The following is a 21,386-nucleotide window of genomic DNA, read 5'->3' as shown; positions in this document are numbered from 1 at the left end:
CTTTTAGATGATGTCAGCGAAGCCGCGTTCGGTTCGACGGAAGCGGATGATGCCCGCGGCCAGGAGGAGCAGGGCCGCACCGCAGCTGATCAGGAAGCCCTGCAGGTGGATGGGCGCGCCGCCCAGCAGGCACCAGCGGAAACCATCGACCACGGCCACCAAGGGATTGCACGCGTAGATCAGCTTCACGGCATCGGGGATGGTGGGATTTTCGAATACCGCCTGGCTTGTGAAGGCCACCGGCGTCACGTACAGCCCGAACTGCACGATGAAGGGCACGATGTAGCGGAAGTCGCGGTACTTCACGTTGAGCGAGGCGATCAGCAGGCCCGGGCCCGTGGAGGCGAGCAGCGCCAGCAATAGGAACACGGGCATGAGCAGCGCTTGCGGTCCGGGAGCGAAGCCGTAGATGAGCATCAGCACGGCGAGCAAGGCCAGCGCGAGCAGGAAGTCGATGAGGCTGACCAGCACGGTGCTGAACGGGAGCACCAAGCGCGGGAAATACACCTTGGTGATGAGGTTGCTGTTACCGATGAGCGAGTTGGCTGTTTCACCGAAGGCGGTAGCGAAGAACTGCCACGGAAGCACAGCGGCGGCCACGCTGATCACGCGCGGCGCGCCTTCGGGCGCCTCGGCACCGAAGAGCCAGCCGATGAACCACATGGCCCCGATGGCGATGGCAGGGCGCAACATGCCCCAGAGCACGCCCACGGCGGTCTGCTTGTAACGCACCAGCACATCACGCCAGGCCAGGAAGGCGAGCAGCCCGCGGTATTCCCACAGGTCGCGCCAATAACGCTGGCTGGCTGATCCGGGCTCGATTACGACGCGGTGGCGATGCATGCAAGGGCAGTGCGTGTCCGGCGGCGAATGTACCCAGCCCGATCCCGCCTCATTTGTACTTGTGCGGATCGTTATTGTCGTCCTCGATCTCGTTCTTCACCACGCTCATCTTGTGGCTGAGCATGGCCAGGTCGCGGCGGTTGCTGGCCAGCAACCAGTTGAAGGCCTCGCGGTCGTTGTCGGCGGCCAAGGCCATCTGCTTCAACGCGAAGAGCCCATTGCGCTCAAGCCAATCGAGCGCCTCCTGCTTTCCCTCGATCCCGTTGATCACCGCCATCAGGTGCGGGTAGCCGTTATCCATGAGCCATTTGCGCGCATCGGCTTTGTTGCGCAGGGCGAAGGTGAAGATGCCCAGCTCCGGATAGCCGTTCTGCGTGAGCCAATCGCGCAGCGCCGCGTTGCCGCTGATGGCCTCGCCCCAGGCCAGCAGGATCTTCGCGGGGTACTCGGTGCGCATGCCCGAAAGGAACGACGAATGCACGGCATTCCGCGCCCATCAACGCATTGCTTGATCACGGCACGATCGATCGTGGATAAGTGCGCGAAGCGCGTGCCCATGCCCCACCATGCCCCCGGATACTTTTGGCTCACACCGTTCCTTGAGCGAATGAAGAAGAAAGACCGGAAAATCTTCGTGCTCGACACATCCGTGATCCTGCACGACCACTCAGCCATCACCAACTTCGAAGAGCACGATGTAGCCATACCGATTCAGGTGCTCGAGGAGCTCGACACCTTCAAGAAAGGGAATGACACGATCAACTACGAGGCGCGGGAGTTCATCCGCCACCTCGACAGCATAGCGCAACGCGACGTCCTCACGGACTGGATACCGCTCAACGGCTCCACCCACGGCAAGCTGAAGGTGGTAGCCAAGCACGACCTCAACGGGGTTGATGCCACCAAGGTGTTCCAGGATGGCAAGAACGACCACCAGATCCTCAACGCCACGCTCACGCTGCAGCGCCAGAACCAGGGCCGCAAGGTGGTGCTGGTGACCAAGGATGTGGCGCTGCGCCTCAAGGCCAAGAGCCTGAACCTGCTGAGCGAGGATTACCTCACCGGCAAGGTGCGCAACGTGAGCGACCAGCTGTACACCGGCCGCACGGTGGTGGATGATTTCAACGAGGAGGCCATCGATGGGCTCTTTGAGAAGGGCTCAGTTCCCGCTGAGGAACTGGGGCTTGAAGCGCCCAAGGGCAACCACTTCTTCATCCTCAAGCACAAGAAGAAGAGCATCCTGGCCAAGTACGATCCGCGCACGGCAACCGTGGATCGCGTGGAGAAGAAGAGCGTCTTCGGCATCGGCCCGAAGAACGCTGAACAGGCCTTGGCCATGAGCGCGCTGCTCGATCCGGAGATCAAGCTGGTGACCCTGCAAGGCGCAGCAGGAACGGGCAAGACGTTGCTGGCACTGGCCTGCGCATTGGAGCAGCGCCGCGACTATCGCCAGATCTACGTCACGCGTCCGGTGGTGCCCCTGAGCAACAAGGACATCGGCTATCTGCCCGGCGATATCCAGAGCAAGCTGGATCCGTACATGCAGCCGCTCTGGGACAACCTGAAGCTGATCAAGGGCCAGTTCGAGAAGCACGACAGCACGCCCAAGCGCATCGATGAGATGCTGGAGAACGACAAGATCTCCATCGCGCCGCTGGCCTACATCCGCGGGCGCAGCCTGAGCAACATCTTCTTCATCGTCGATGAGGCGCAGAACCTCACGCCACTGGAGGTGAAGACCGTGATCAGCCGCGCGGGTGAAGGCACCAAGATCGTCTTCACTGGCGATATCCACCAGATCGACTCGCCCTTCCTCGACAGCGAGAGCAACGGCCTCAGCTACCTCATCGACAAGGCGAAGGGCGATCCGCTCTTCGCGCACATCACGCTGGAGAAGGGTGAACGGAGCCCGCTGGCGAACCTGGCGAACGATCGGTTGTGAGGGTGGGAGAGGAGCGGTTCGGTATTAGGGCGCCGGTGCATCGCTGATTGTCCTGCCTGCGCTCGGCGCACACCGATAACTTCGGCGCCCCAACGCGCACGCGATGAGCAAGGACCGGAACATCGAGGCCGCCCGACTGCAGAAGGAGATCGGCGACTACATCGGCCTGGGCAAGGACAGCCTGGTCTTCAGCTTCGACACCAAGGGCAAGAAGTCCCGTCTGCACCTGATCACCACCAATCCGAACCACAACCAGAGCTTCCTCTTCCACGCCACCGCAGGCAGCGACATGGTGGATGCGCTGCGCGAGATGCTGGAATATGTGAAGACCTACAAGGAGCGCACGAGCAGCTACACCGTGCAGTGGAGCGCCCGCGGCGACAATGGCCTGCAGACCTCGTACTTCCGCGCCAAGAATGTGCTGGAAGCCTTGGATAAGCTCTTCTACGACCGCGACCCCAACAGCATCACCGTGTTCAGCGTGATGCTGAATCCGATCACGTGAACGGAATCGGCGGTGGACCGCATCCAACTGCCTGCTAACGCCCGCCCGCAGCTTAACCAGCGATGCTCCGCGCCCTGAGCCCCCCGGAGTTCCTCGGGCTCCATGCGCCGATCATCGACGTGCGCGCACCGAAGGAGTTCAATCAAGGTCATATTCCCGGAGCAAGTTCGCAGCCGCTCTTCAGCGACGATGAACGTGCCGTGGTGGGCACCTTGTACAAGCAGGTCGGGCGCGATGCCGCCGTGCTCGAGGGCTTGAGGATCATCGGCCCGAAACTGGCCGGCATCGTTGAGCAAGCTCGTTCGCTGGCACCGGATGGTGCGGTCCGCGTGCATTGCTGGCGTGGCGGCGAGCGCAGCGGCAGCGTGGCCTGGCTGCTCGATAAAGCGGGATTCGGTGAGGTGATTACCCTGCGCGGCGGGTACAAGGCTTACCGTAACCATGCGCTTGCGGCGTTCCATGAACCGTGGGCACTGAACGTGCTCGGCGGATATACCGGCAGCGGCAAGACCGAGACCCTGAAGCTTCTGCGTGAGCTCGGCGAACAAGTAATCGACCTTGAGGCCCTGGCACATCACAAAGGGTCATCATTCGGTGCTTTGGGCGAAGCACCACAGCCCACCACAGAGCAATTCGAGAACCTGCTGTTCGAGGCCCTGCGCAAGGGTGATCGAACGCGGTCGGCCTGGGTTGAGGATGAGAGCATCCTGATCGGCCGATGCAAGATCCCCGATGCCTTCTTCGCCCAGATGCGCGCTGCCAGGCTATTCTTCGCCGATATGCCGCAGGCCGAGCGCGCCGAGCGGCTGGTGAAGGACTACGGCCGATTCGATCCGAAGGAGCTGGGCGAAGCGGTCTTGCGGATCCAGAAGCGCCTTGGTCCGCAGCATTGCAAAGCGGCGCTCCGGGCCCTTGAAGCCGGTGATCTCCGCACGGTGGCCACCATCACCCTCACCTATTACGACAAGGCGTACGCGCATGGCGCTGCCAAGCGCGATCCGTCACGCATCCGGCATCTGCCGGCAACTGCGACCGACCTTCGCGGGCTTGCTGAACGCTTGATCAGAACGGCCCATGACCATTGAGCCCATCCGCCTCACGCAATACAGCCACGGCGCCGGCTGCGGATGCAAGATCGCGCCCGCCGTGCTGGAACAGGTGCTCAGGAGCGAGCTCCGATCCTTCCCGGATCCCAGGCTACTCGTAGGCTATGGGTCGAAGGACGACGCGGCCGTGTACGAACTTGGCACAGGGCGCGCGCTGATCAGCACCACCGACTTCTTCTCGCCGATAGTCGATGATGCGTTCGACTTCGGCCGCATAGCCGCCACCAACGCCCTCAGCGATGTTTACGCCATGGGCGGAAGGCCATTGCTCGCCATTGCCATACTCGGCTGGCCGGTGGAGAAGCTGCCGGCAGAAGTGGCCGCGCGCGTGCTCGATGGAGCGCGAACGGTCTGCCACCAAGCCGGCATCGTGCTCGCCGGAGGTCACAGCATCGATGCGCCGGAGCCCTTCTTCGGCCTGGCCGTCACTGGCGAAGCGCCCACGGCGCACATCAAGCGCAACGACACCGCGCAGGCGGGCGATGCGCTGCTCCTCACCAAACCGATCGGGCTGGGCATTCTGGCCACGGCCATGAAACGCGGCTTGCTTGCACCGGAGCATGCCGGCATAGGCACGGCCTTGATGTCCGCATTGAACGATGCCGGATCGGCCTTGGGCGAATTGCCGGGCGTGCATGCCATGACCGATGTGACCGGATTCGGCCTGCTGGGCCATCTGTTGGAGGTGTGCGAGGGTAGCGGCTTGCGTGCCGAGGTCGAATTCTCGCGCGTACCGGTGATCCCTGAAGCGCGGCATTACCTGGGGCTCGGTGCCTATCCTGACGGCAGCTTCCGGAATTGGAAATCGATCGGCGCCAGTACCGCGGGCGCCAGCGACATGGATCGCATGATGCTGCTCAGCGATCCCCAGACCAGCGGCGGATTGCTGATTGCAGCTGCGCACAGTGCGATCGCTGCTGTGGAAGCGATCTGCGCCGATCACGGTACCCCGGCCACGTTCATCGGCCGCATGCTCGGGCCTGGCGAAGGCCCAGTGGTACTGGTCGCTTGAGCCGTTGCGCCGCGCTTCAGGGTTAGCTTCGCAGCGAAGGCACACCATTACACTTAACTATTGGATCATGGCTAGGGAAAGACTGAAGAAAGAAGAGCTCGACCGCTTGCTGGGCGAACTCTTCGGTGAGCGACGCTTGCTCATGTACAAGCTCGACCGCGTGCGCAAGGCAATCAGTGAGCTGAAGGCGCTTCGCGCAAGCAAAGCCCTGAATGAGGCAGCTCCAGCCGATGGCGAAGCGCCTAAGCGCGGGCCCATACGTCCGCCCGGCAGCGGCAAGGGCAGGCGCCGTAAGCTCGGCCGTCCGAAGAAACGCCGCGTTGTAGGAGGTTATCGCTTGAATAGCTGGGACAACATGATCGTTGCTGCGGTAACAAGCGCAAACCGCTTGCTCACCAAGCAGGAATTGCTGGCGCATAGCACAACCTGGGCGAAGAAGAATGAGCCCAAGACCAATAAGGCCGACGTCGAGCTGAAGCTAACCCGCACCTTGCAGAAGCTCAGCGGCCGCCGTGCCGTGCTAGGAAAGCACCGCAGCGGCAAGCAGAAGGGCCTGCACTACGGCCTCATGGATTGGTTCTTCCATGGCAAATTGCGCCAGGAGCACAAGGGCAAGGTGGTCTTGGCTAAGAAGTAAGCGGGAGCGGCTGCCTGAACCGCACCGGTACCTTTGGCGTTTACATAAGTACGTCGAAGCATCCGCATGCGCGCATTCACCATTCCCACGCACTACCGCAGCAATCTGGTCGGGCGGCTCAAGGCCCACCGCAAGGCACAGGACCCGCGCAAGAAGGACCTCGCTCCCACACTGCTCGACCTTGGCGCCGTGCGCTTCGTGTTCGCCCGTCACTTCGGCTTCTGCTATGGTGTGGAGAACGCGATTGAGATCAGCTACCGCGCGCTGGAAGAGAATCCTGGCAAGCGCATATTCCTGCTCAGCCAGATGATCCACAACCCTGCGGTGAACGACGACCTCACCGCGCGTGGCATGCGCTTCATACAGGATACCCATGGCCAGATGCTCATGGACTGGAACGAGCTCACCGCCGACGATATCGTGATTATCCCCGCCTTCGGCACCACGCTCGAGACCGAGGCGCGGCTCAAAGGAATCGGCATAGACCCATTGACGCACAACACCACTTGCCCTTTCGTGGAGAAGGTTTGGAACCGTAGCGCGCAGCTCGGCGAGAAGCAATACACCGTGGTGATCCATGGCAAGGCTAAGCACGAAGAGACGCGGGCCACCTTCAGCCATACCGCCGCCGGTGCGCCTGCTGTGATCGTGAAGGACATGGCTGAAGCGCAGGAGCTCGGCCGCATCATCAGCGGTGAATCCCCGGCGGAGCGCTTCCTCACGCTCTTCGGCACGCGCTGCACACCGGGCTTCGACCCGGCCAAGGACCTGCAGCGCATCGGCGTGGTGAATCAGACCACCATGCTGGCCGCGGAGACACAGGCCCTCGCCGACCACTTGAAGCAAGTGATGGCCGCCAAGCACGGCGAAGCCGAAATCAAGAACCACTTCGCCGACACGCGCGACACGCTCTGCTACGCCACCAACGACAACCAGGAGGCCACCAACGAACTTCTGAAGGCCGATGCCGACCTCGCGCTGGTGGTGGGCGGATACAACAGCAGCAACACCAGCCATCTGGTAGAACTGCTGGAACGGAGGTTCCCCACCTATTTCATCAAGGACGAAAGCGAGATCCTCCGTGCGGAAACGATCCAGCACTTCAACTACCCCGCGCAGAAGTTGGAGAGCACGAACAACTGGCTGCCGGCGAAACGCCCGCTCTCCATCATCCTCACCAGCGGTGCCAGTTGCCCGGATACGCTGCTGGACCGCGTGATGCTGAAGGTGCTGGGATATGTGGAGGGTGCGAAGGACCCGGAACGGGCCGTTGCGGAGTTGGCCATTTGAGCGACCGGCTGCGCTTGTTCCGAAGGCAAAAGAAAAGCCCGCACAGCGCCAGGTTCAAGGAACCCATGGAATCACATGGGCGGGACCGCGATGATGGTTTCCGTAATCCTCCTGTGCCCGAAGGCATCCGCCCGAAAGCGGCTGAGGCCCGCCGTACGCCACCCAGGGTGCGGTCCCTGATGGAAATTGTTGGTTCCGATGAACAGCTGGACTATGCGGGCTTCGCGTTGACGGCCCTATGGCCGGTGTGATGCTCGATAGTGCGATGGAAAGAACAGTGGGACGAATGTAAGGGCGTTGAAGGACCAATGCGATGATTTTCCTCAGCGAATCATTTACGGGATCCCAGCATCAGGGCCCCGCCAATGATCAACACAATCGGTACGGCGCCCGCCATGGACACCATGGCACCGCTCTTCCACAACATGAAGGTCAACCACGCGCCTGCGGTAATGAGCAGGGCGCCGATGAAGCCCTTCATGTAACTGTAGCTGCCGGGATCCTTCTGCGCATGCGCCTTCAATTGAGCCTTGCCGATCTGCTGCAGGATGAAAGCACAATGAGCCGGCCCCAGCCCTTCCGCTGCCAGCCATTCGCGCACTTGCGCGCCGGTGCGGCCATGCCTCTTCAGCTCAAGCCCATCACGGATGTAGCGGTCGATGTCGGTAGGCATCACTCGTGGTCACGTCCATGCCCCTGCTGCCGATCCTCCCATAACTCTTCTTCGGCTCGGAGCACGGCCTTCAGCGAATCGCTCACATCCTTCTGCTCGAAGCGGTCCAGGTCGGGCTGGCCGGCATCGACCCATGCCGTGTACCAGAAGCTGCCCACCGCGGCGATGCTGGCGTTCATCCGGCGCTCCACCATGCCCATCATGGCGTCCTCGTAAGCGTTGGCGTAATCGCGCGAGTACAGACGCATGCCACCGCGGCCACGGTCCTCGAACACGTATTTCCGATCGTCGGGGAATTGCTGGCTCAAGCGCTTCTCGATCCCCAGCACGCTGTCGAGCAGCATGTGGCTGTCGTGCACGGCCTGCCACGCGGCACCAAGCGGGTCCTTCACGTACTCGGCTCGGCCCACGAAGTGATCATAGTTCTCGGCGCTCAACTCGGGTATGCGGCTCTCCCAGAACGCATGGATCCCATGCTGGTTGGTGAGCTGGCCATTGTAGTTCTCCGTGGTGTGCAGGGGCACGTGCGCATCGCCGATGTAGTGGCCGATATCGGCGGCATAGCGTAGGATGCGGTCCACGTCGCCGCGCTGGAAGGCGCCCACCAGGCGGTAGTGCATCACCTCGATGTGCCAGGGCACGATCCCGTATGCCTTCAGGGTGTCCTCTGAGTATTTGGCCACAGCGTCCTTCCACTTTCGGGGCATGGCAATGAAGGGGTCATGGCTATCCTTGGCGTAGTGGTCGATATCGATGTAGTGGCGCTCGGCCTCACCGGTAACGGCGTAACGGCGGCGGTCGGGGTCAACGGCGTGATCGCTGATGAAATCGACGTGTCGCTTGAAGAATGGGAACAGATCGGGCGGAAGGGTGAAGCAGGCCATGCGGTTGATGCGCTTGTGGCCGTAGAAGCCCCAGGCATCGGCCGGAGGCGCGCTGCTCGGGGCGATCAGCAGGGCCAAGGCACCGAGCAGGAGCAGCCAGACGAGCGTGCGACGGATCATGGGTTCGTGGCGGGCATGCGCACGATCTCACCATCGCGGAGCATGGGGATCACGCGGCTCAGGTCGGGCGTGAGGCAGTACTTCGCATCGGGGAGCAGCTGCAATTGCTCAATGCGGCGGCGGCGGGGCGCGGCCTTCAGGATGCTGAGGAAGTTGTCGCGCGCGGCCATGAACATGTACTTGGCGGCGATGCTGCTGTCCTCCTCCACGCCGAATTTGCCGCTGGCGAGCAGGCGGTCCAACACGGCGCCAGCATAAACGCTGTCCTCCAGGTTGAACTTGTCCTTCCAACCGGAGCAGAGCAGCAGCACGTTCTCATTCTGCTTCACCAGCCATTCGCTCAGCGCGGTGAGGTTCAGGAACGAGCCGATCACCAGCGTGCGGGCCCCCTTGGCCAGGTTGATGGCCTTGGTGCCGTTGGTGGTGGTCATCACGATGGTCTGCCCGCGCAGGTCCTGACCGATGTAGGCGAGGGGCGAGTTGCCGTACTGGAAGCCTTCGACCACTTCGCCATTGCGCTCGGCGGCGGCGATGTAGCCGGGCCTTCCGATGTATTGCCGGGCCTCCTCAATGGTGCTCACCGGGATGATTCGATCAACCCCGTGCTCGAATGCGGCTACCATGGCGCTGGTGGCGCGCAGCACATCAATCACCACCACGATGCCCATATCCTGCGCGTACAGCGGGTACTGGGTGGGTACGAAGCAGACCTCCACGCGGAACTTGTAGTCGGCGTTGCGGATGGTTTCCTGCATGCCACAGAGATAAGGAGAATGAAGGAGCCGGTAGTGCTGCCATCGAGTTGACCTAGGGCCCCATTCCCGTGCCGCGCGGATTCAGCCGGGCAGCGAACGGCCGTCGGTGACCCGCGGACGCCGCTTCATGAAAAGCCATCTTCGCTTTGGCTTGCAGGTGTCGATCATGCGCCTACATTTGCCGCCGCTTCGCCGCAAGGCGGGGCTGAACGGACCGGTAGTTCAGCTGGTTAGAATGCCGCCCTGTCACGGCGGAGGTCGCGGGTTCGAGTCCCGTCCGGTCCGCAATGAAGCCCCTGCCTCCTGGTGGGGGCTTCCACTTTCGGGGCCATCGGAATAGACCATGGAATCGAAGCATGAGCGCCCGTGCTGGCGCTATGCCATCGATTGTAAATAACGAAGGGGCCGCCTTGATCAGGCGGCCCCTTCATCCACGGCTGGCACGGTGGCCGTGCCTCAAACACTCGCATGGTCCTCCTGCAGCATGCGCTTCGCGATGTCCAGGATCCGCGTATCGTCCAACGATACAACGCCGCCATCGGGTCCAGGCTCGAGGTGAACGCCCATGGGCTTGCCATTCGGGTGCGTGTAGCCTCCGAAGTAGTTCCACACGGTCTCCACGCTGACCTCGAGCTCACGCGCTATGCGGTGGATGCTCCCATCAGGCAGATTGTCCTTGATCTTGCGCAACTCGTTGAAGGTGATGTTCATGATGGGAATGGTGTTGGTTGGCGAGGCTGAAGGTAGGCATGTGACCGGTGCATTTCCAAACCATGAACGGCATGGTCTGTGGGGCCGCCGAGAGCACCGCGTTGGCCTGAGTTCGCCCGCGATGATTCGGGAGGAAGCGCGCCGGCAAGCATCTTTTCTTTCGCCGGAAGCCCCTGAAGTGTTATGCGCGCATAACTTTATCCCGGTCGGGTCGTAGCACCTTCCGTCAACCATAGCAACCGTACGCATCATGAGCACTGAATCGAAGAAGGCCCTTCAAGGTGGCGAATTCCTGATTCGCGACAGCGAGCCCAGTGAAATCTTCATTCCCGAGGAGTTCAACGAGGAGCAGCGCATGATCGCGCAGAGCGCCCGCGAGTTCCTGGAGCAGAACGTATGGACCCAGTTGGACCGCATCGACTCGTTGGAAGAAGGCCTGATGCCGAGCCTGCTGGACAAGGCAGGCGAACTGGGGCTGCTGGGCATCTCCGTGCCCGAGGACCTGGGTGGATTCGGCAAGGACTTCGTGACGACGATGCTGGTCACGGAGGTGACCGGCGCCGGGCACAGCTTCAGCGTGGCGATCGCGGCGCATACAGGCATCGGCACCTTGCCGATACTCTACTACGGCAACGAGGCGCAGCGGAAGAAGTACATCCCGAAGCTGGCGAGCGGCGAATGGAAGGCAAGTTACTGCCTCACCGAGCCGGGCGCTGGCAGCGATGCCAACAGCGGGAAGACCAAGGCCACATTGTCGCCCGATGGCAAGCACTACGTGATCAACGGCCAGAAGATGTGGATCACCAACGGCGGCTTCGCGGACATCTTCACGGTCTTCGCCAAGATCGATGACGATGAGAACCTCACGGCCTTCATTGTGGAGAAGGGCTTCGGCGGCATCACGCTGAACCCGGAGGAGAAGAAGATGGGCATCAAGGGCAGCAGCACGCGCCAGGTGTTCTTCAACGATTGCAAGGTGCCCGTGGAGAACATGCTGAGCGATCGGCAGAACGGCTTCAAGATCGCGGTGAATATCCTGAACATCGGGCGGATCAAGCTCGCTGGTGCGGCCCTGGGCGGTGCGAAGGGCGTGGTTGACATGAGCGTGAAGTATGCCAACGAGCGCATCCAGTTCGGAAAGCCGATCAGTGCGTTCGGTGCGATCCGCCAGAAGCTGGCCGACCAAGCGACCTACTGCTACGTGGTGGAGAGCGCCACTTATCGCTGCAGTCAGGACATGGAGAACGCGATCGAAGCGTTGGAAGCAGCGGGCGCCGATCACGCGAAGGCCCTGCTGAAAGGCGTTGAGCAGTATGCCGCCGAGGCCGCGATCCTGAAAGTGGCCGGCAGCGAATGCCTCGACTACGTGTGCGACGAAGGCGTGCAGATCTACGGCGGCATGGGCTACAGCGCCGAGAGCCCTGTGGAGCGCGCCTACCGCGACAGCCGCATCAACCGGATCTTCGAGGGCACCAACGAGATCAACCGCATGCTCACGGTGGACATGCTGCTGAAGCGTGCCATGAAAGGCCAGTTGGACCTCATGGGTCCGGCGATGCAAGTGGCCAGCGAATTGATGGGCATTCCTGACTTCCCAGAGCCCGATGATTCATTGCTCGGCGACGAGAAGCGCATGGTGGCCAACTTCAAGAAGGCCGTGCTGATGGTGGCCGGCGGCGCCGCGCAGAAGCTGGGCATGGAGCTGGCGAAGCACCAGGAGACGCTGATGCACATCGCCGACATGGTGATCGATACCTACCTGGCCGAGAGCACCTTGTTGCGCACGCTGAAGCTCGCAGAAATGAGGGGCATCGCCAATGCGCAGGAGCAGATCGCCATGTGCCAGCTCTACATCCATGATGCGGCCGACCGCATCCATAAGTGGGCGAAGGAAGCCGTGAACAACTTCGCCGAGGGCGATGAGCGCCAGGCGATGCTGATGGGTGCCAAGCGTTTCGCGAAGAGCACCAACCTGAACACCGCCGAGTTACGGAGAGCGATCGCGAAGAAGCTGATCGCAGAGGGGAAGTACTGCTACTGAGCGTGCCTCGAGTCAAGGCTGCTCGGAAGACCGCGATTCTTGCCTCACCTGTGCGGCAATGAGCATCATGATCAGTCCCATCACCACGAACGACTTCAGCTTGTAGTGCGCGTACACATCGGCGAACTCGCCTAGCAGCAGCTCCGTGTTCAATCCGAGGAAAACGAGCGTGAGGCCGATGGTCAAGCGCTTCGCCGCAGGGCCTGATGGCAGCAACAGGCGCGCGTGCAGCAGCCAGGCGATGGCAGGCGCTGCCAGCAGCATGCTGTAGTTGCGCTGATGCGGGAAGAGCAGGATGGTGCAGAGCAGCAGGTAGCCCACCTCACGCAGCACGCGCCGCTCATTCAGTTCCATGCGGAAGGGTGGCCAGCGCACGAAAACGATGGTGAGCGCGATAAGCGCCAATCGGCCCATGAGGAGCAAGTCGGCGATCTGCTCGATGGTGAGCGCAGCCAGATTGCGCGGGAGGGACATGGTGTTGCTGCTGCCGCCCTCGGTGCTCAGGTAAGCTGAGAGCACGGAGCCCAGCGCGATGAAGGACGGCTCCTCCTCGTCGAGGATGTGGCGCGCATCGGTGGGGTTGAGCAGCTCGGCGCGCGTGCGTTGCAGTTCCATCAGCTCATCCCAGCCGAGCACGAGGGCAGGGGCGAATTGCAGCGCGGCGAAAAGTGCGACCGAGACCAGCGCGCCCATCCAATGACGGCGCCAGAGCAAGTAGGGGAGAAGCACCGCCGGGAGCAGCTTCACATCGAGCCCGATGGCGATGAGCGCGCCGCCGAGCCACGGGCGCTCAGCGCGGATGAGGCGCAGTCCTTCTAGCGAGAGCCAGACCAGCAGCGGCGTGAGCTGCATGGAGTTGATGTTATCACGTACCGGCTGGAAGAGCAGCAGCAGCAGGAGCGCATGAAAGCGCGCGCGCTCCACTGGTGGGGCACCGCTCAGCACGAGCCAGCTTTCCATGATCCGAAGGCTCCGCAGCATGAGCGCGATGATGCCCAACCCCCAGAGCCATTTCGCACCCGCCGCGCCGAGCCATTCCAGCGGCGCGATCGCCAGCGCGAAGAAGGGACTGTAGAAGTATCGGTACCACTCGTTGTAGCGCAGCAGGTAGGCGTTGCGGCCTGCGCGCAGGTCGGCGCTGGCCTGGAGGAAGATGTCCATGTCGTTGCGCTCACCGGCAGCGATCAGCACGGTGGCCAGTAGCCCGAGGATGGCCAATGCCCATGCGCCAAGCCAAATCCTTCCCCGGAGGCCGCCGTTCTGCCAGCAATCCCGGATCCAGCACGGCCCCATCATCCGCCGGACTTCTTCGCCTTGTACCCTTTCTCGGTCAGGTAGGCCATCACCTTGTCGCGGTGATCTCCCTGGAGCAGGATCACGCCGTCCTTGGTGTTGCCGCCTACGCCGCACTTGCTCTTCAGCGCGCGTCCCAGGTCATCCAGGTCTGCATCCTTGCCCACGAAGCCCACGATCCGCGTCACCTCCTTATTGCCCTTTAGCCGGTCCAGGTGGATGCGCAGGTCTTGCAGCTGTGGAGGCAGGGTGGCGGGTTCACGGGCGGTGCTGAGGCCCTTGTTGGTGCTGTACACCAGGCCGCCAAGGCCGCTGGGTGGGCGCTTCTTCATGAAGGCGAATTAACCGCAGAACGCGGATCTGCTCCCCTCTCCTTGGGAGAGGGGCTGGGGGTGAGGGCTACTTCCACCACGTGATCAACGGCCTTGTCATCTCCAGCCCGAACCTCCGCGCATCCTCCAACTTGAACGGCCCGTGCATCTTCACGTAGAGGTCGAAGGTGATGGGCCCTTCCTGGTCGGCCTTGAAGTTGGTGTGCCAGTAGTTGTTGAGGGCGTAGAGGTAGAGGGTGCTGCTGCTCTTCGCCTCGGTCTTCCATGCCTTGTACAGCTCCGGGTTCGTTCCGCGGCCGGGGCTCACCTTGCGTTCGTCCACCATTTCGCCCACTTCCCAGATCGCGCCCTGCGGGCATACGATGGTGACGCCCATACTGTCGTTGCTCACATCGATCCAGCGTTGGGCACAGAAGAAATCGTTGTTGCTGCCGGGGATGCGGCCGTTTTCAGGCGTTATGCAGGTATCGCCGATGCCGATGCGAACGGTGGCGTTGGGGATGTTGAAGGGGAGGGCGAGGTGGAGGGATTCCTTGCCACGGAAGGACGTTTTCTTGATCGTGTATTGGACACCGTAGAGATCCACTCCCAAGAGGCTTATTTCTGATGTATTGATCGTGTCCGTGCCAACTACTGCTGAGGATGTCCAAAGGAAGCTGGAGTTTGGGATGCCACGCGCTTGCGATGATGGTTGACCCTCTGCCAGTGTATTCCTGTACCATGCTGGGGACATGCAGAATTGGCGGCTTCCGGAATCTGGAAGTTGAACCGACTGGCAAATTAGAAGACCGAGACCACTCTCATCGACCTCGATCTCGTTGTCATGATCTTCTGTCGATTCGCCGCGAGGAAGTGTTCCTGTTCCATTCGGGCTGGCATTCCAGACTTGCCTGTCATAGGTATTCACGAAGTAGCGAGGGCTGCCCGGTGTGCTTCCTCGCTGGACGGATTCTGCGATCTGAAAGACATACCACCCCGCACTATCCGCAAACGCCTTTTTCACCCGCCACTGGTCGGTGGTGAAGTGCGCATCCGGATCGCTGATGCTGCACCACGCGCCCCAGGTGTGCTCGTGCCACATCACGATGCTGCGCTTGGCACGGTAGAGCAGGTGCGGGTCGATGGGCTTTTTCAAGATCGTCGCCGCCTCGATCAAGTTGGAAAGCCGCGCACTGAGCACGCGCACATCACCTTCCTCCTTCGCTGTGCTGTAGGCGCCATCCTCCCAATAGGGCGTGAAGTCTCCGCTCCAGGTGGGGAGCTGCTTGCCGTACTTCTCCTCGAACTGCTGCATCATCGTGCCCGCGTTCGCGATGATCAATCGCGGTGAAGCGTACTTCTCGTTCCAATCGCGCACGAAGTCGCTGAGCGTGCTGTCCACCGGTCCGTTGTCGCTCACGATGTTGTAGCGCCACTGCACCATGTCGTAGGGATAACCCTTCGCGGCGAGCTCGTTCATGTAGGCGGCGATCTTCCGTGTGCCGCGCTCTTTGATCGCCCCGGCGGTGTATCCGTGCCAGCCGCCGTAGCCTTGGCCGGCCGTCCAAACGAGGATGCTGTCCTTGCCCGTGGTGCCCTTCCACCAGTAGGGCTTGTCGCCCTGTTCGCGCAAGGTGCTGCCGATGCGGTCGCCGCCGTCGGGCATATCGGGGATGTAATTGGGCCCTTGGCTCAGGTGGCGGATGCCGTGCGCGGCGTAGGCGTCCACCATGCTCCAGCTCATGCCGGGGATGTCCGTTTGCATCGCCATGGTGATCGGCAGGTCGTACCACTTCCGCAGGGAATCGGCGTACTCCACGATCCAGTGCATCTCCTCCGGCGTGCAGAGGCCGGTGAGGATGTTCGCGTAATTCGCGCTGAGGGCGATCCGCCCTGCTTTTACCGCCGCGATGAAGCGCTGCTTGTCCGCCTCGCTGGCGATGCCCAGGAAGTTCTCCACGGCCCAGAGGCTCTCCACGTTCCACACGAAGCGGCTGTCTTCGGGATAGTCCTTGGTGCGGTCGATCAGTTCCAGCGCCTTGTTGATGTTGTTGTTCTGGATCATCTTCACCTCCGACTGTAGGTGGCTGTAGCCGATGTCGGTGTGGCTGTGGTGGACGAGGTGGATGTCGCGATGGATCACAGGTTCGATTCGCATCAGTGTGTCGATACCCGCCGCGCCGTCAATGTCCGCGACCACACGCACCTTTGCTGGCCCAGTCACTTCCCCAAGGAGAACTTCCACGGTCTGCAACCCATTGACGATGTTGAAGACGGCGGGTTCAGGGTCATCGTTGGTCCAGACGCGCATCTGCGCTGGCTTCCCGAAGTGCATCACGGTGAACAGCAAGGGATGGAAGTCCTTCTTGCCCTTTGATCGGAGGAATGGAAGCGCTTCCACCTCCACCTTCTCCTCTAACGTGTACCGGAAGGTCATGAACCAGTCCGGGCTGTTCTGCGCGTGGCCCACCACTTTCAGCCGCAGCGGCTGGCCTGGTGTAACGTACTTCCTCGGTACCCGCAAATGCGCAAACCCGTGCGCATCGCCGTGGCGGTCGGCCTTCGAGAATTCGAAGACCAGCGCCACCCTGTCCACAGTGTCCACCGCCCATGTGGCAGGCTTGGTTGAATTGTGCGTAGTGAACGTGAGTGCCTTCTGATCCCCAATGAACAGATCGAAGCTTCGGTCACCCCCGCTAGTGGTGCTGTTGTGCGCGGCAATCCAGCTGAAGTAGTAATACTGGACCGACTCCCTTTCAGAGAAGGGTACATCGGCTGTTTCCCACGCGATGGCCTTCTTCCCATCGGTGCATCGCGTCAGCAGAGCCGTGGTGGCATGCTCCGGGTACACGCTGAAGTAGGAGAGGACCTCGCCCTCCACATCCTTGGCGTAGCCGTTGATCACGTCCTGCTTGCCGAAAACGGGAAGGTCGACCTGGGCAAAGGCCGTGGTCCCGGCTAGCAGGAAAGCGATTGCAGTTGGACGCATGTCTCAAAGATGACGAACGGACAGGTTTTCTCTCACTCCTCAAGCTCCACCAACGCGCGCAGCCTGATGTCCTTGCTCGATCCGCCGATCATCACACGGAACATCCCGGGCTCGGTCACTTCCTCCATCGCTTCGTTGAAGAGCGTGAGCATGCTCGCGTCGAGCGTGAACGAAACGGTCCTCGTCTCGCCCGGATTCAGCGCCACGCGCTGGAAGCCCTTCAGCTCCTTCACGGGCCGCGCCACGCTGGCGAGCTCATCGTGGGTGTAGAGCTGCACGACCTCTTCACCTGCAACAGCGCCCGTGTTCTTCAGCTTGAAGGAGATGATGACAGTGTCCTTGGCGGTGAACGTCGATCCGCTCAGCTTCAGATCACTGTACTCGAAGCTGGTGTAGCTCAGCCCGTAGCCGAAGGGGAAGAGCGGTTGGCCGGTGCCATCCACGTAGTCATCGCCGCGACCAGTGGGGTAGTGGTTGTACACCAAAGGAAGCTGGCCCTCGTTGCGCGGGAAGGTGATGGGCAATTTGCCGCTGGGATTGCGCGCGCCCAACAGCAGATCGGCGATGGCGAGGCCGCCTGCTTCGCCGGGGTACCAGGCCATGAGCACGGCTCCGGCGTTCACGATCCAATTCTCCACGGTGAAAGCGCTTCCTCCGACCACCACCACGGCCACTGGCCTGCCGGTACCGATCAGCGCGTCGATGAACCACTCCTGATAGCCCGGCAGTTTCAAGCTGCTGCGATCGCGGAACTCGCCTTCCTCCATCCCGACCACGGCCACTACGAAGTCGCACACCTCAGCAAGCTCCTTGGCCGCTTCCACCTGCTCGCTCTTCTGCGCCCAGCCTTCGCCGGTTTGCCAAACCAGTCGGAATCGCGCATTGCCGGTGCGCTCACGGTATTCGATGCGAAGTTCCGTGCGCTCCCCTGGCATGAAGTCATGGTAAACGGTAGTTGTGCTGTAGCCCTGGTCGTTCCAGCGGTCGATCACGAGTTCGCCGTCCAGGTAGAGACGATAACCGTCGTTGCCCTCAATGCCGAATAAGCAGTTGTATTCCTGCTGGGTGATAACTACGCCCTCCCAGATGACGCCGAAATGGTCGTAGGCGATCCGGCTGTCAGGGCCATAGAGTGTCCAGTTGAAATCGATCTGCTGATCGATCCGCGAGAATGCGGGTGTTCCCGTCAGGTCTATTCCGTTGAAGTAGCGCGCGACAAGACCGGGCTCGAGCTTGTCGCCTTCCTTGTGGAATAGCACATTCGCCGGAACAACTTCGATGCGGTTGTCCGATCGCCCAGGACCCGGCGCGTACAACACTTCGGCCTTGCCCTGGAGGCGCTCTCGCAGACCTTCCAATATGCTCACGGGCGCATTGCCTGGCCCGCTGTACCCTCCGAGCCGTGGTTCGTCCGCGTCGGCCCCGATCACCGCGATGCGTTTCATCACAGGACCGATGGGCAGTGTATAGTTCTTGTTCTTCAGCAGCACCGCACTCTTCACCGCCATCTCGTACGCGAGTTCGCGGTGTTTCTCCATATCGAGCGCGTTCAGCAATGAATCGCTCTGGTACGGCCGATCGAACAGCCCCAGCTCGAATTTCATCCGCAGCACGTTGGCCACGGCGCTGTCGATGGCGCCCTGCCGCACCGTGCCATCGAGGAAAGGCTTCTTGAACAGCTCGTAATGCGCGATGTCCGTCTGGAAGATCACGTCCTGTCCGTTCTCCACGCTCTGCTTACCAGCGTCCTCATAGTCACGCGCAGTGAAGTGCAGCACGTTGGCCCCGCCGGTGGCCGCCGCATCGCTGATCACGAAGCCGCGGAAGCCCCAGTCCTTACGGAGCACGTCGTTCAGCAGCCAGCTGTTCGCGCTGCATGGCCGGCCATCCAGCGAATTGTAGGACGTCATGATCGAACGTGCGCCGCCCTGCTGGATGCACGCCTTGAAGGGCTTGAAGTAGGTCTCGCGCAGCAGCCGTTCGCTGTGGAAGGCCGGGTAGCTGTCGCGGCCGCCATCGCCATGGTTGGCCACGAAGTGCTTGGGCGTGGTGATGATACCGCGGCTTTCCATCGCCTTCACGTACGTGGCGCCCATAAGCGAGGACAGCAGCGGATCCTCCCCATAGGTCTCCTCCACGCGGCCCCAGCGCGGGTCGGTGGCCAGGTTCACAACCGGACTGAGCACCATGCGGATACCGCGCGCTTTCGTCTCCAACGCGATCGCGGTTGCCACTTGGCTCATCAAGGTCGTATCGAAGGATGCCGCCATGCCGATGCTCTGCGGAAAGGCCGTGGCGCCGCTGCGCACCAGTCCGTGCAGGGCTTCATCGAAGGACAGCATGGGGATCTTCAGCCGAGTGCGCTCCATGAAGAAGCGCTGCGTGGCGTTCACCTTCTCCAGCGTGCGCTTCGCATCAGGGCCGGCTGGGTAGGAGAGAAGCTGTCCTGCCGCCTCGCCGCCTTGCGATGCAGCGTGCAACTGGAAGCCGAAGATCCCGTTGTCGAAGCGTGCGCTGTCCGTGCCCAAGTCACCCGCCACCATGAAGAGCTGGCGGAGCTTCTCGTCGGGCGTCATGCGCGTGAGGAGGTCGCTGACGCGCTGCTCGTCGGGGATGGATCGATTCTGATAGGGTATTTGGGCTGGGGCCTGGATCCCACACGCCCATGTGCAGAGAAGGCCGAGCAATCTTCGGTGGCGCACAGCGGCAAGCTAGGCGATGCGCATCAATCGGATCGAGGAGGGCCGGCTCGGTACTGAGTTCATCCGACTTCCATCACCACCTTGCCCGTGTGCCTGCCTTCCCCGAAGTAGCGGATCAAGCGCGGCGCTTCACTGAGTGGATAGGGTCCATCGATCACCGGCTTCAGCTCGCCATGGCTCAACGATGGGGCTAGCTCATCGAGGTTCATGTTCGACTTAAGCGCGAGGATGCGCATGTTGCTCCGGCCGAACCAGCGTGCGAAGAGCAGCGCGATCAAACGGCCGGGGTCGCCGCCCACGGTCACATAGCGGCCTTGCATGGTGAGCGCACGCGACAGTTCCCTTGCCGAGCGCTTGGTCCGTGTGTCCAGCACCAGGTCGAAGCGCTCGTTCAAGCGCGTGAAGTCCTGCTGCTTGTAGTCGATGACGCGGTCGAAGCCGAGCGCGGTCATGGCCTCCAGCTTGGGTCCGGTGTCCACGCCCCAAACGGTGCAGCCTCGTTGTTTGGCGAGTTGCAGGGCGAAGGTGCCCACTCCGCCGCCGCCGCCGTTGAGCAGGACGCGTTCGCCATGCTGCAATCGGCCCACGTCGAAGAGGCCTTGGTAGGCCAGTTCCAAGGCGTGCGGCACCGCTGCGGCTTGCTCGAAGGAGAGGCCATCGGGGATACGCCGCAATTCGGTCGCCGGAACAGCAACGAACTCCGCGAAAGTGCCCAGGCCACCGTTCGAGGTATCGCCATAGACCGCATCGCCGACCTTCCATCGTGTGACTCCAGGCCCCACAGCCTCCACCGTGCCCGCGAGCTCCATGCCCGGTATCGGCCGTCGGGGACGGAATATTCCGAAGAAGAGCCGGTAGATGCGCGGGCGCCCGGTCACCATGCTCCAGTCGTAGTCGTTCACGGTGGTGGCTCGCACGCGCACCAGTACCTGGCCTTTCCTGGGCATTGGTATCGGAACCTCGTGCACCCTCAGCGACTCGGGCGGACCGTATCCACTGCAGAGCAATGCCTTCATGCCACGAATGAAGCCAATGGATGCTTCCATTGATGCTCGGTGCTGGTGAACGGACGCGGTCCGTGAAGAATGGCTTCTTTCCAAAGGTTCCATGCGGATCGCATCATCTTCGTGGGCCATGCCGCTGCGCATCCAGTTCCTCATCCTATGGCTTGTGAACGCGTACCCATCACATGGTCAGGATAACCTGTTGCCCTATGTGGAGCGCGAGCCCGCATACGATATCGCCCCGCGATTCCCGGGCGGCTCCGATGCCATGATGCGGTATTTCGCCGACAGCGTACGCTACCCTGACTCCGAGCGATCGCGGCATAAGGAAGGCCAAGTGCTGGCGGCCTTCACCATCACCAAGAATGGCCGCATGAGCGCAGTGCGCATCGTCAACGGTGTCCCCGGTGCGCCCGGTCTGGCCGCGGAGGCCCGTCGCCTGCTTGAAGCCATGCCGAAGTGGGAGCCGGCGCGGAAGCGGGGAAGGCGCGTTGCGGCTGAAGTGAACCTATCCGTGCCTTTCCGGATCGACCGTTCGGACCGGAAAAGGTGATCCGTCATCGGAAAA

19 protein-coding genes and 1 tRNA gene are annotated in these 21,386 nt (G+C 61.9%); 9 read left to right on the top strand and 11 right to left on the bottom strand.

Annotated elements, in window-relative coordinates:
- Positions 1-3: 3 nt before the first annotated feature.
- Positions 4-843, bottom strand: coding sequence for an ABC transporter permease (locus IPM12_12525; protein MBK9148626.1), 840 nt, complete (start codon positions 841-843; stop codon positions 4-6).
- A gap of 49 nt (positions 844-892) precedes the next feature.
- On the bottom strand, positions 893-1,300 hold the full coding sequence (locus tag IPM12_12520; GenBank protein ID MBK9148625.1) for a hypothetical protein: 408 nt from the start codon (positions 1,298-1,300) through the stop codon (positions 893-895).
- 150 nt (positions 1,301-1,450) lie between these two features.
- Between IPM12_12520 and IPM12_12515 the strand changes: the two genes are divergently transcribed.
- The 6 genes from IPM12_12515 (at position 1,451) to IPM12_12490 (ending at position 7,335) form a co-directional block, all read left to right on the top strand.
- On the top strand, positions 1,451-2,785 hold the full coding sequence (locus IPM12_12515; GenBank protein ID MBK9148624.1) for a PhoH family protein: 1,335 nt from the start codon (positions 1,451-1,453) through the stop codon (positions 2,783-2,785).
- Positions 2,786-2,888: 103 nt separating this feature from the next.
- Positions 2,889-3,290: a hypothetical protein gene (locus IPM12_12510; GenBank protein ID MBK9148623.1), complete on the top strand. Its 402-nt coding sequence runs from the start codon at positions 2,889-2,891 to the stop codon at positions 3,288-3,290.
- A 62-nt stretch (positions 3,291-3,352) separates the two neighbouring features.
- A complete protein-coding gene (gene mnmH, locus IPM12_12505; protein ID MBK9148622.1) occupies positions 3,353-4,375 on the top strand; it encodes a tRNA 2-selenouridine(34) synthase MnmH in 1,023 nt (340 codons plus the stop codon).
- Positions 4,365-5,408 carry a selenide, water dikinase SelD gene (gene selD, locus IPM12_12500; protein MBK9148621.1) on the top strand — a complete coding sequence of 348 codons (1,044 nt, stop codon included), beginning with the start codon at positions 4,365-4,367 and terminating at the stop codon, positions 5,406-5,408. The genes mnmH and selD overlap by 11 nt, the downstream gene beginning before the upstream one ends.
- Before the next feature lie 67 nt (positions 5,409-5,475).
- Positions 5,476-6,045, top strand: a complete 570-nt coding sequence (locus tag IPM12_12495) for a hypothetical protein (protein MBK9148620.1) — start codon at positions 5,476-5,478, stop codon at positions 6,043-6,045.
- A 66-nt stretch (positions 6,046-6,111) separates the two neighbouring features.
- Entirely contained in the window at positions 6,112-7,335 is a 1,224-nt protein-coding gene (locus tag IPM12_12490; GenBank protein ID MBK9148619.1) for a 4-hydroxy-3-methylbut-2-enyl diphosphate reductase, read from the top strand.
- Positions 7,336-7,666: 331 nt separating this feature from the next.
- Here the strand turns inward: IPM12_12490 and IPM12_12485 are convergent, their stop codons facing one another.
- The 3 genes from IPM12_12485 to IPM12_12475 are packed head-to-tail and all read right to left on the bottom strand — an operon-like array spanning position 7,667 to position 9,767.
- A complete protein-coding gene (locus tag IPM12_12485; GenBank protein MBK9148618.1) occupies positions 7,667-8,008 on the bottom strand; it encodes a hypothetical protein in 342 nt (113 codons plus the stop codon).
- Entirely contained in the window at positions 8,008-9,012 is a 1,005-nt protein-coding gene (locus tag IPM12_12480; protein ID MBK9148617.1) for a S1/P1 Nuclease, read from the bottom strand. The genes IPM12_12485 and IPM12_12480 overlap by 1 nt, the downstream gene beginning before the upstream one ends.
- Positions 9,009-9,767, bottom strand: a complete 759-nt coding sequence (locus tag IPM12_12475) for a 2-phosphosulfolactate phosphatase (GenBank protein ID MBK9148616.1) — start codon at positions 9,765-9,767, stop codon at positions 9,009-9,011. The genes IPM12_12480 and IPM12_12475 overlap by 4 nt, the downstream gene beginning before the upstream one ends.
- Before the next feature lie 211 nt (positions 9,768-9,978).
- Here IPM12_12475 and IPM12_12470 point away from each other — a divergent pair.
- Positions 9,979-10,052 (top strand) — tRNA-Asp (locus IPM12_12470).
- Between the two features lie 171 nt (positions 10,053-10,223).
- On the opposite strand, the gene IPM12_12465 is transcribed toward IPM12_12470, so the two are convergent.
- Positions 10,224-10,481 (bottom strand): DNA-binding protein, encoded by a 258-nt coding sequence (locus IPM12_12465; GenBank protein ID MBK9148615.1) that lies wholly within the window; start codon positions 10,479-10,481, stop codon positions 10,224-10,226.
- Positions 10,482-10,728: 247 nt separating this feature from the next.
- On the opposite strand from IPM12_12465, the gene IPM12_12460 reads away from it, so the two are divergent.
- On the top strand, positions 10,729-12,519 hold the full coding sequence (locus IPM12_12460; protein MBK9148614.1) for an acyl-CoA dehydrogenase family protein: 1,791 nt from the start codon (positions 10,729-10,731) through the stop codon (positions 12,517-12,519).
- Between the two features lie 12 nt (positions 12,520-12,531).
- Here the strand turns inward: IPM12_12460 and IPM12_12455 are convergent, their stop codons facing one another.
- The 5 genes from IPM12_12455 to IPM12_12435 all read right to left on the bottom strand — a co-directional run bounded on the left by IPM12_12455 (position 12,532) and on the right by IPM12_12435 (position 20,830).
- Positions 12,532-13,737, bottom strand: a complete 1,206-nt coding sequence (locus IPM12_12455; GenBank protein ID MBK9148613.1) for a DUF2029 domain-containing protein — start codon at positions 13,735-13,737, stop codon at positions 12,532-12,534.
- A gap of 74 nt (positions 13,738-13,811) precedes the next feature.
- The gene (locus IPM12_12450) at positions 13,812-14,144 is read right to left on the bottom strand and encodes a translation initiation factor (protein MBK9148612.1); all 333 of its coding nucleotides are present in this window, start codon (positions 14,142-14,144) and stop codon (positions 13,812-13,814) included.
- 67 nt (positions 14,145-14,211) lie between these two features.
- The gene (locus tag IPM12_12445) at positions 14,212-17,112 is read right to left on the bottom strand and encodes a hypothetical protein (GenBank protein MBK9148611.1); all 2,901 of its coding nucleotides are present in this window, start codon (positions 17,110-17,112) and stop codon (positions 14,212-14,214) included.
- 32 nt (positions 17,113-17,144) lie between these two features.
- Positions 17,145-19,688 carry a glycoside hydrolase family 3 C-terminal domain-containing protein gene (locus IPM12_12440; protein ID MBK9148610.1) on the bottom strand — a complete coding sequence of 848 codons (2,544 nt, stop codon included), beginning with the start codon at positions 19,686-19,688 and terminating at the stop codon, positions 17,145-17,147.
- A gap of 185 nt (positions 19,689-19,873) precedes the next feature.
- Complete coding sequence (locus IPM12_12435; protein MBK9148609.1) at positions 19,874-20,830, bottom strand: NAD(P)-dependent alcohol dehydrogenase; 957 nt, start codon at positions 20,828-20,830, stop codon at positions 19,874-19,876.
- A 118-nt stretch (positions 20,831-20,948) separates the two neighbouring features.
- Here IPM12_12435 and IPM12_12430 point away from each other — a divergent pair, with 118 nt between their 5' ends.
- Positions 20,949-21,371, top strand: a complete 423-nt coding sequence (locus IPM12_12430; protein ID MBK9148608.1) for a TonB family protein — start codon at positions 20,949-20,951, stop codon at positions 21,369-21,371.
- The last annotated feature ends 15 nt before the right edge of the window (positions 21,372-21,386 follow it).

It is taken from the genome of Flavobacteriales bacterium (assembly GCA_016716605.1).
Lineage (GTDB): Bacteria > Bacteroidota > Bacteroidia > Flavobacteriales_F > PHOS-HE28 > PHOS-HE28.
The sequence above is the reverse complement of the archived record's forward strand: the minus strand, read 5'-3'. Positions and strand labels throughout refer to the sequence as shown.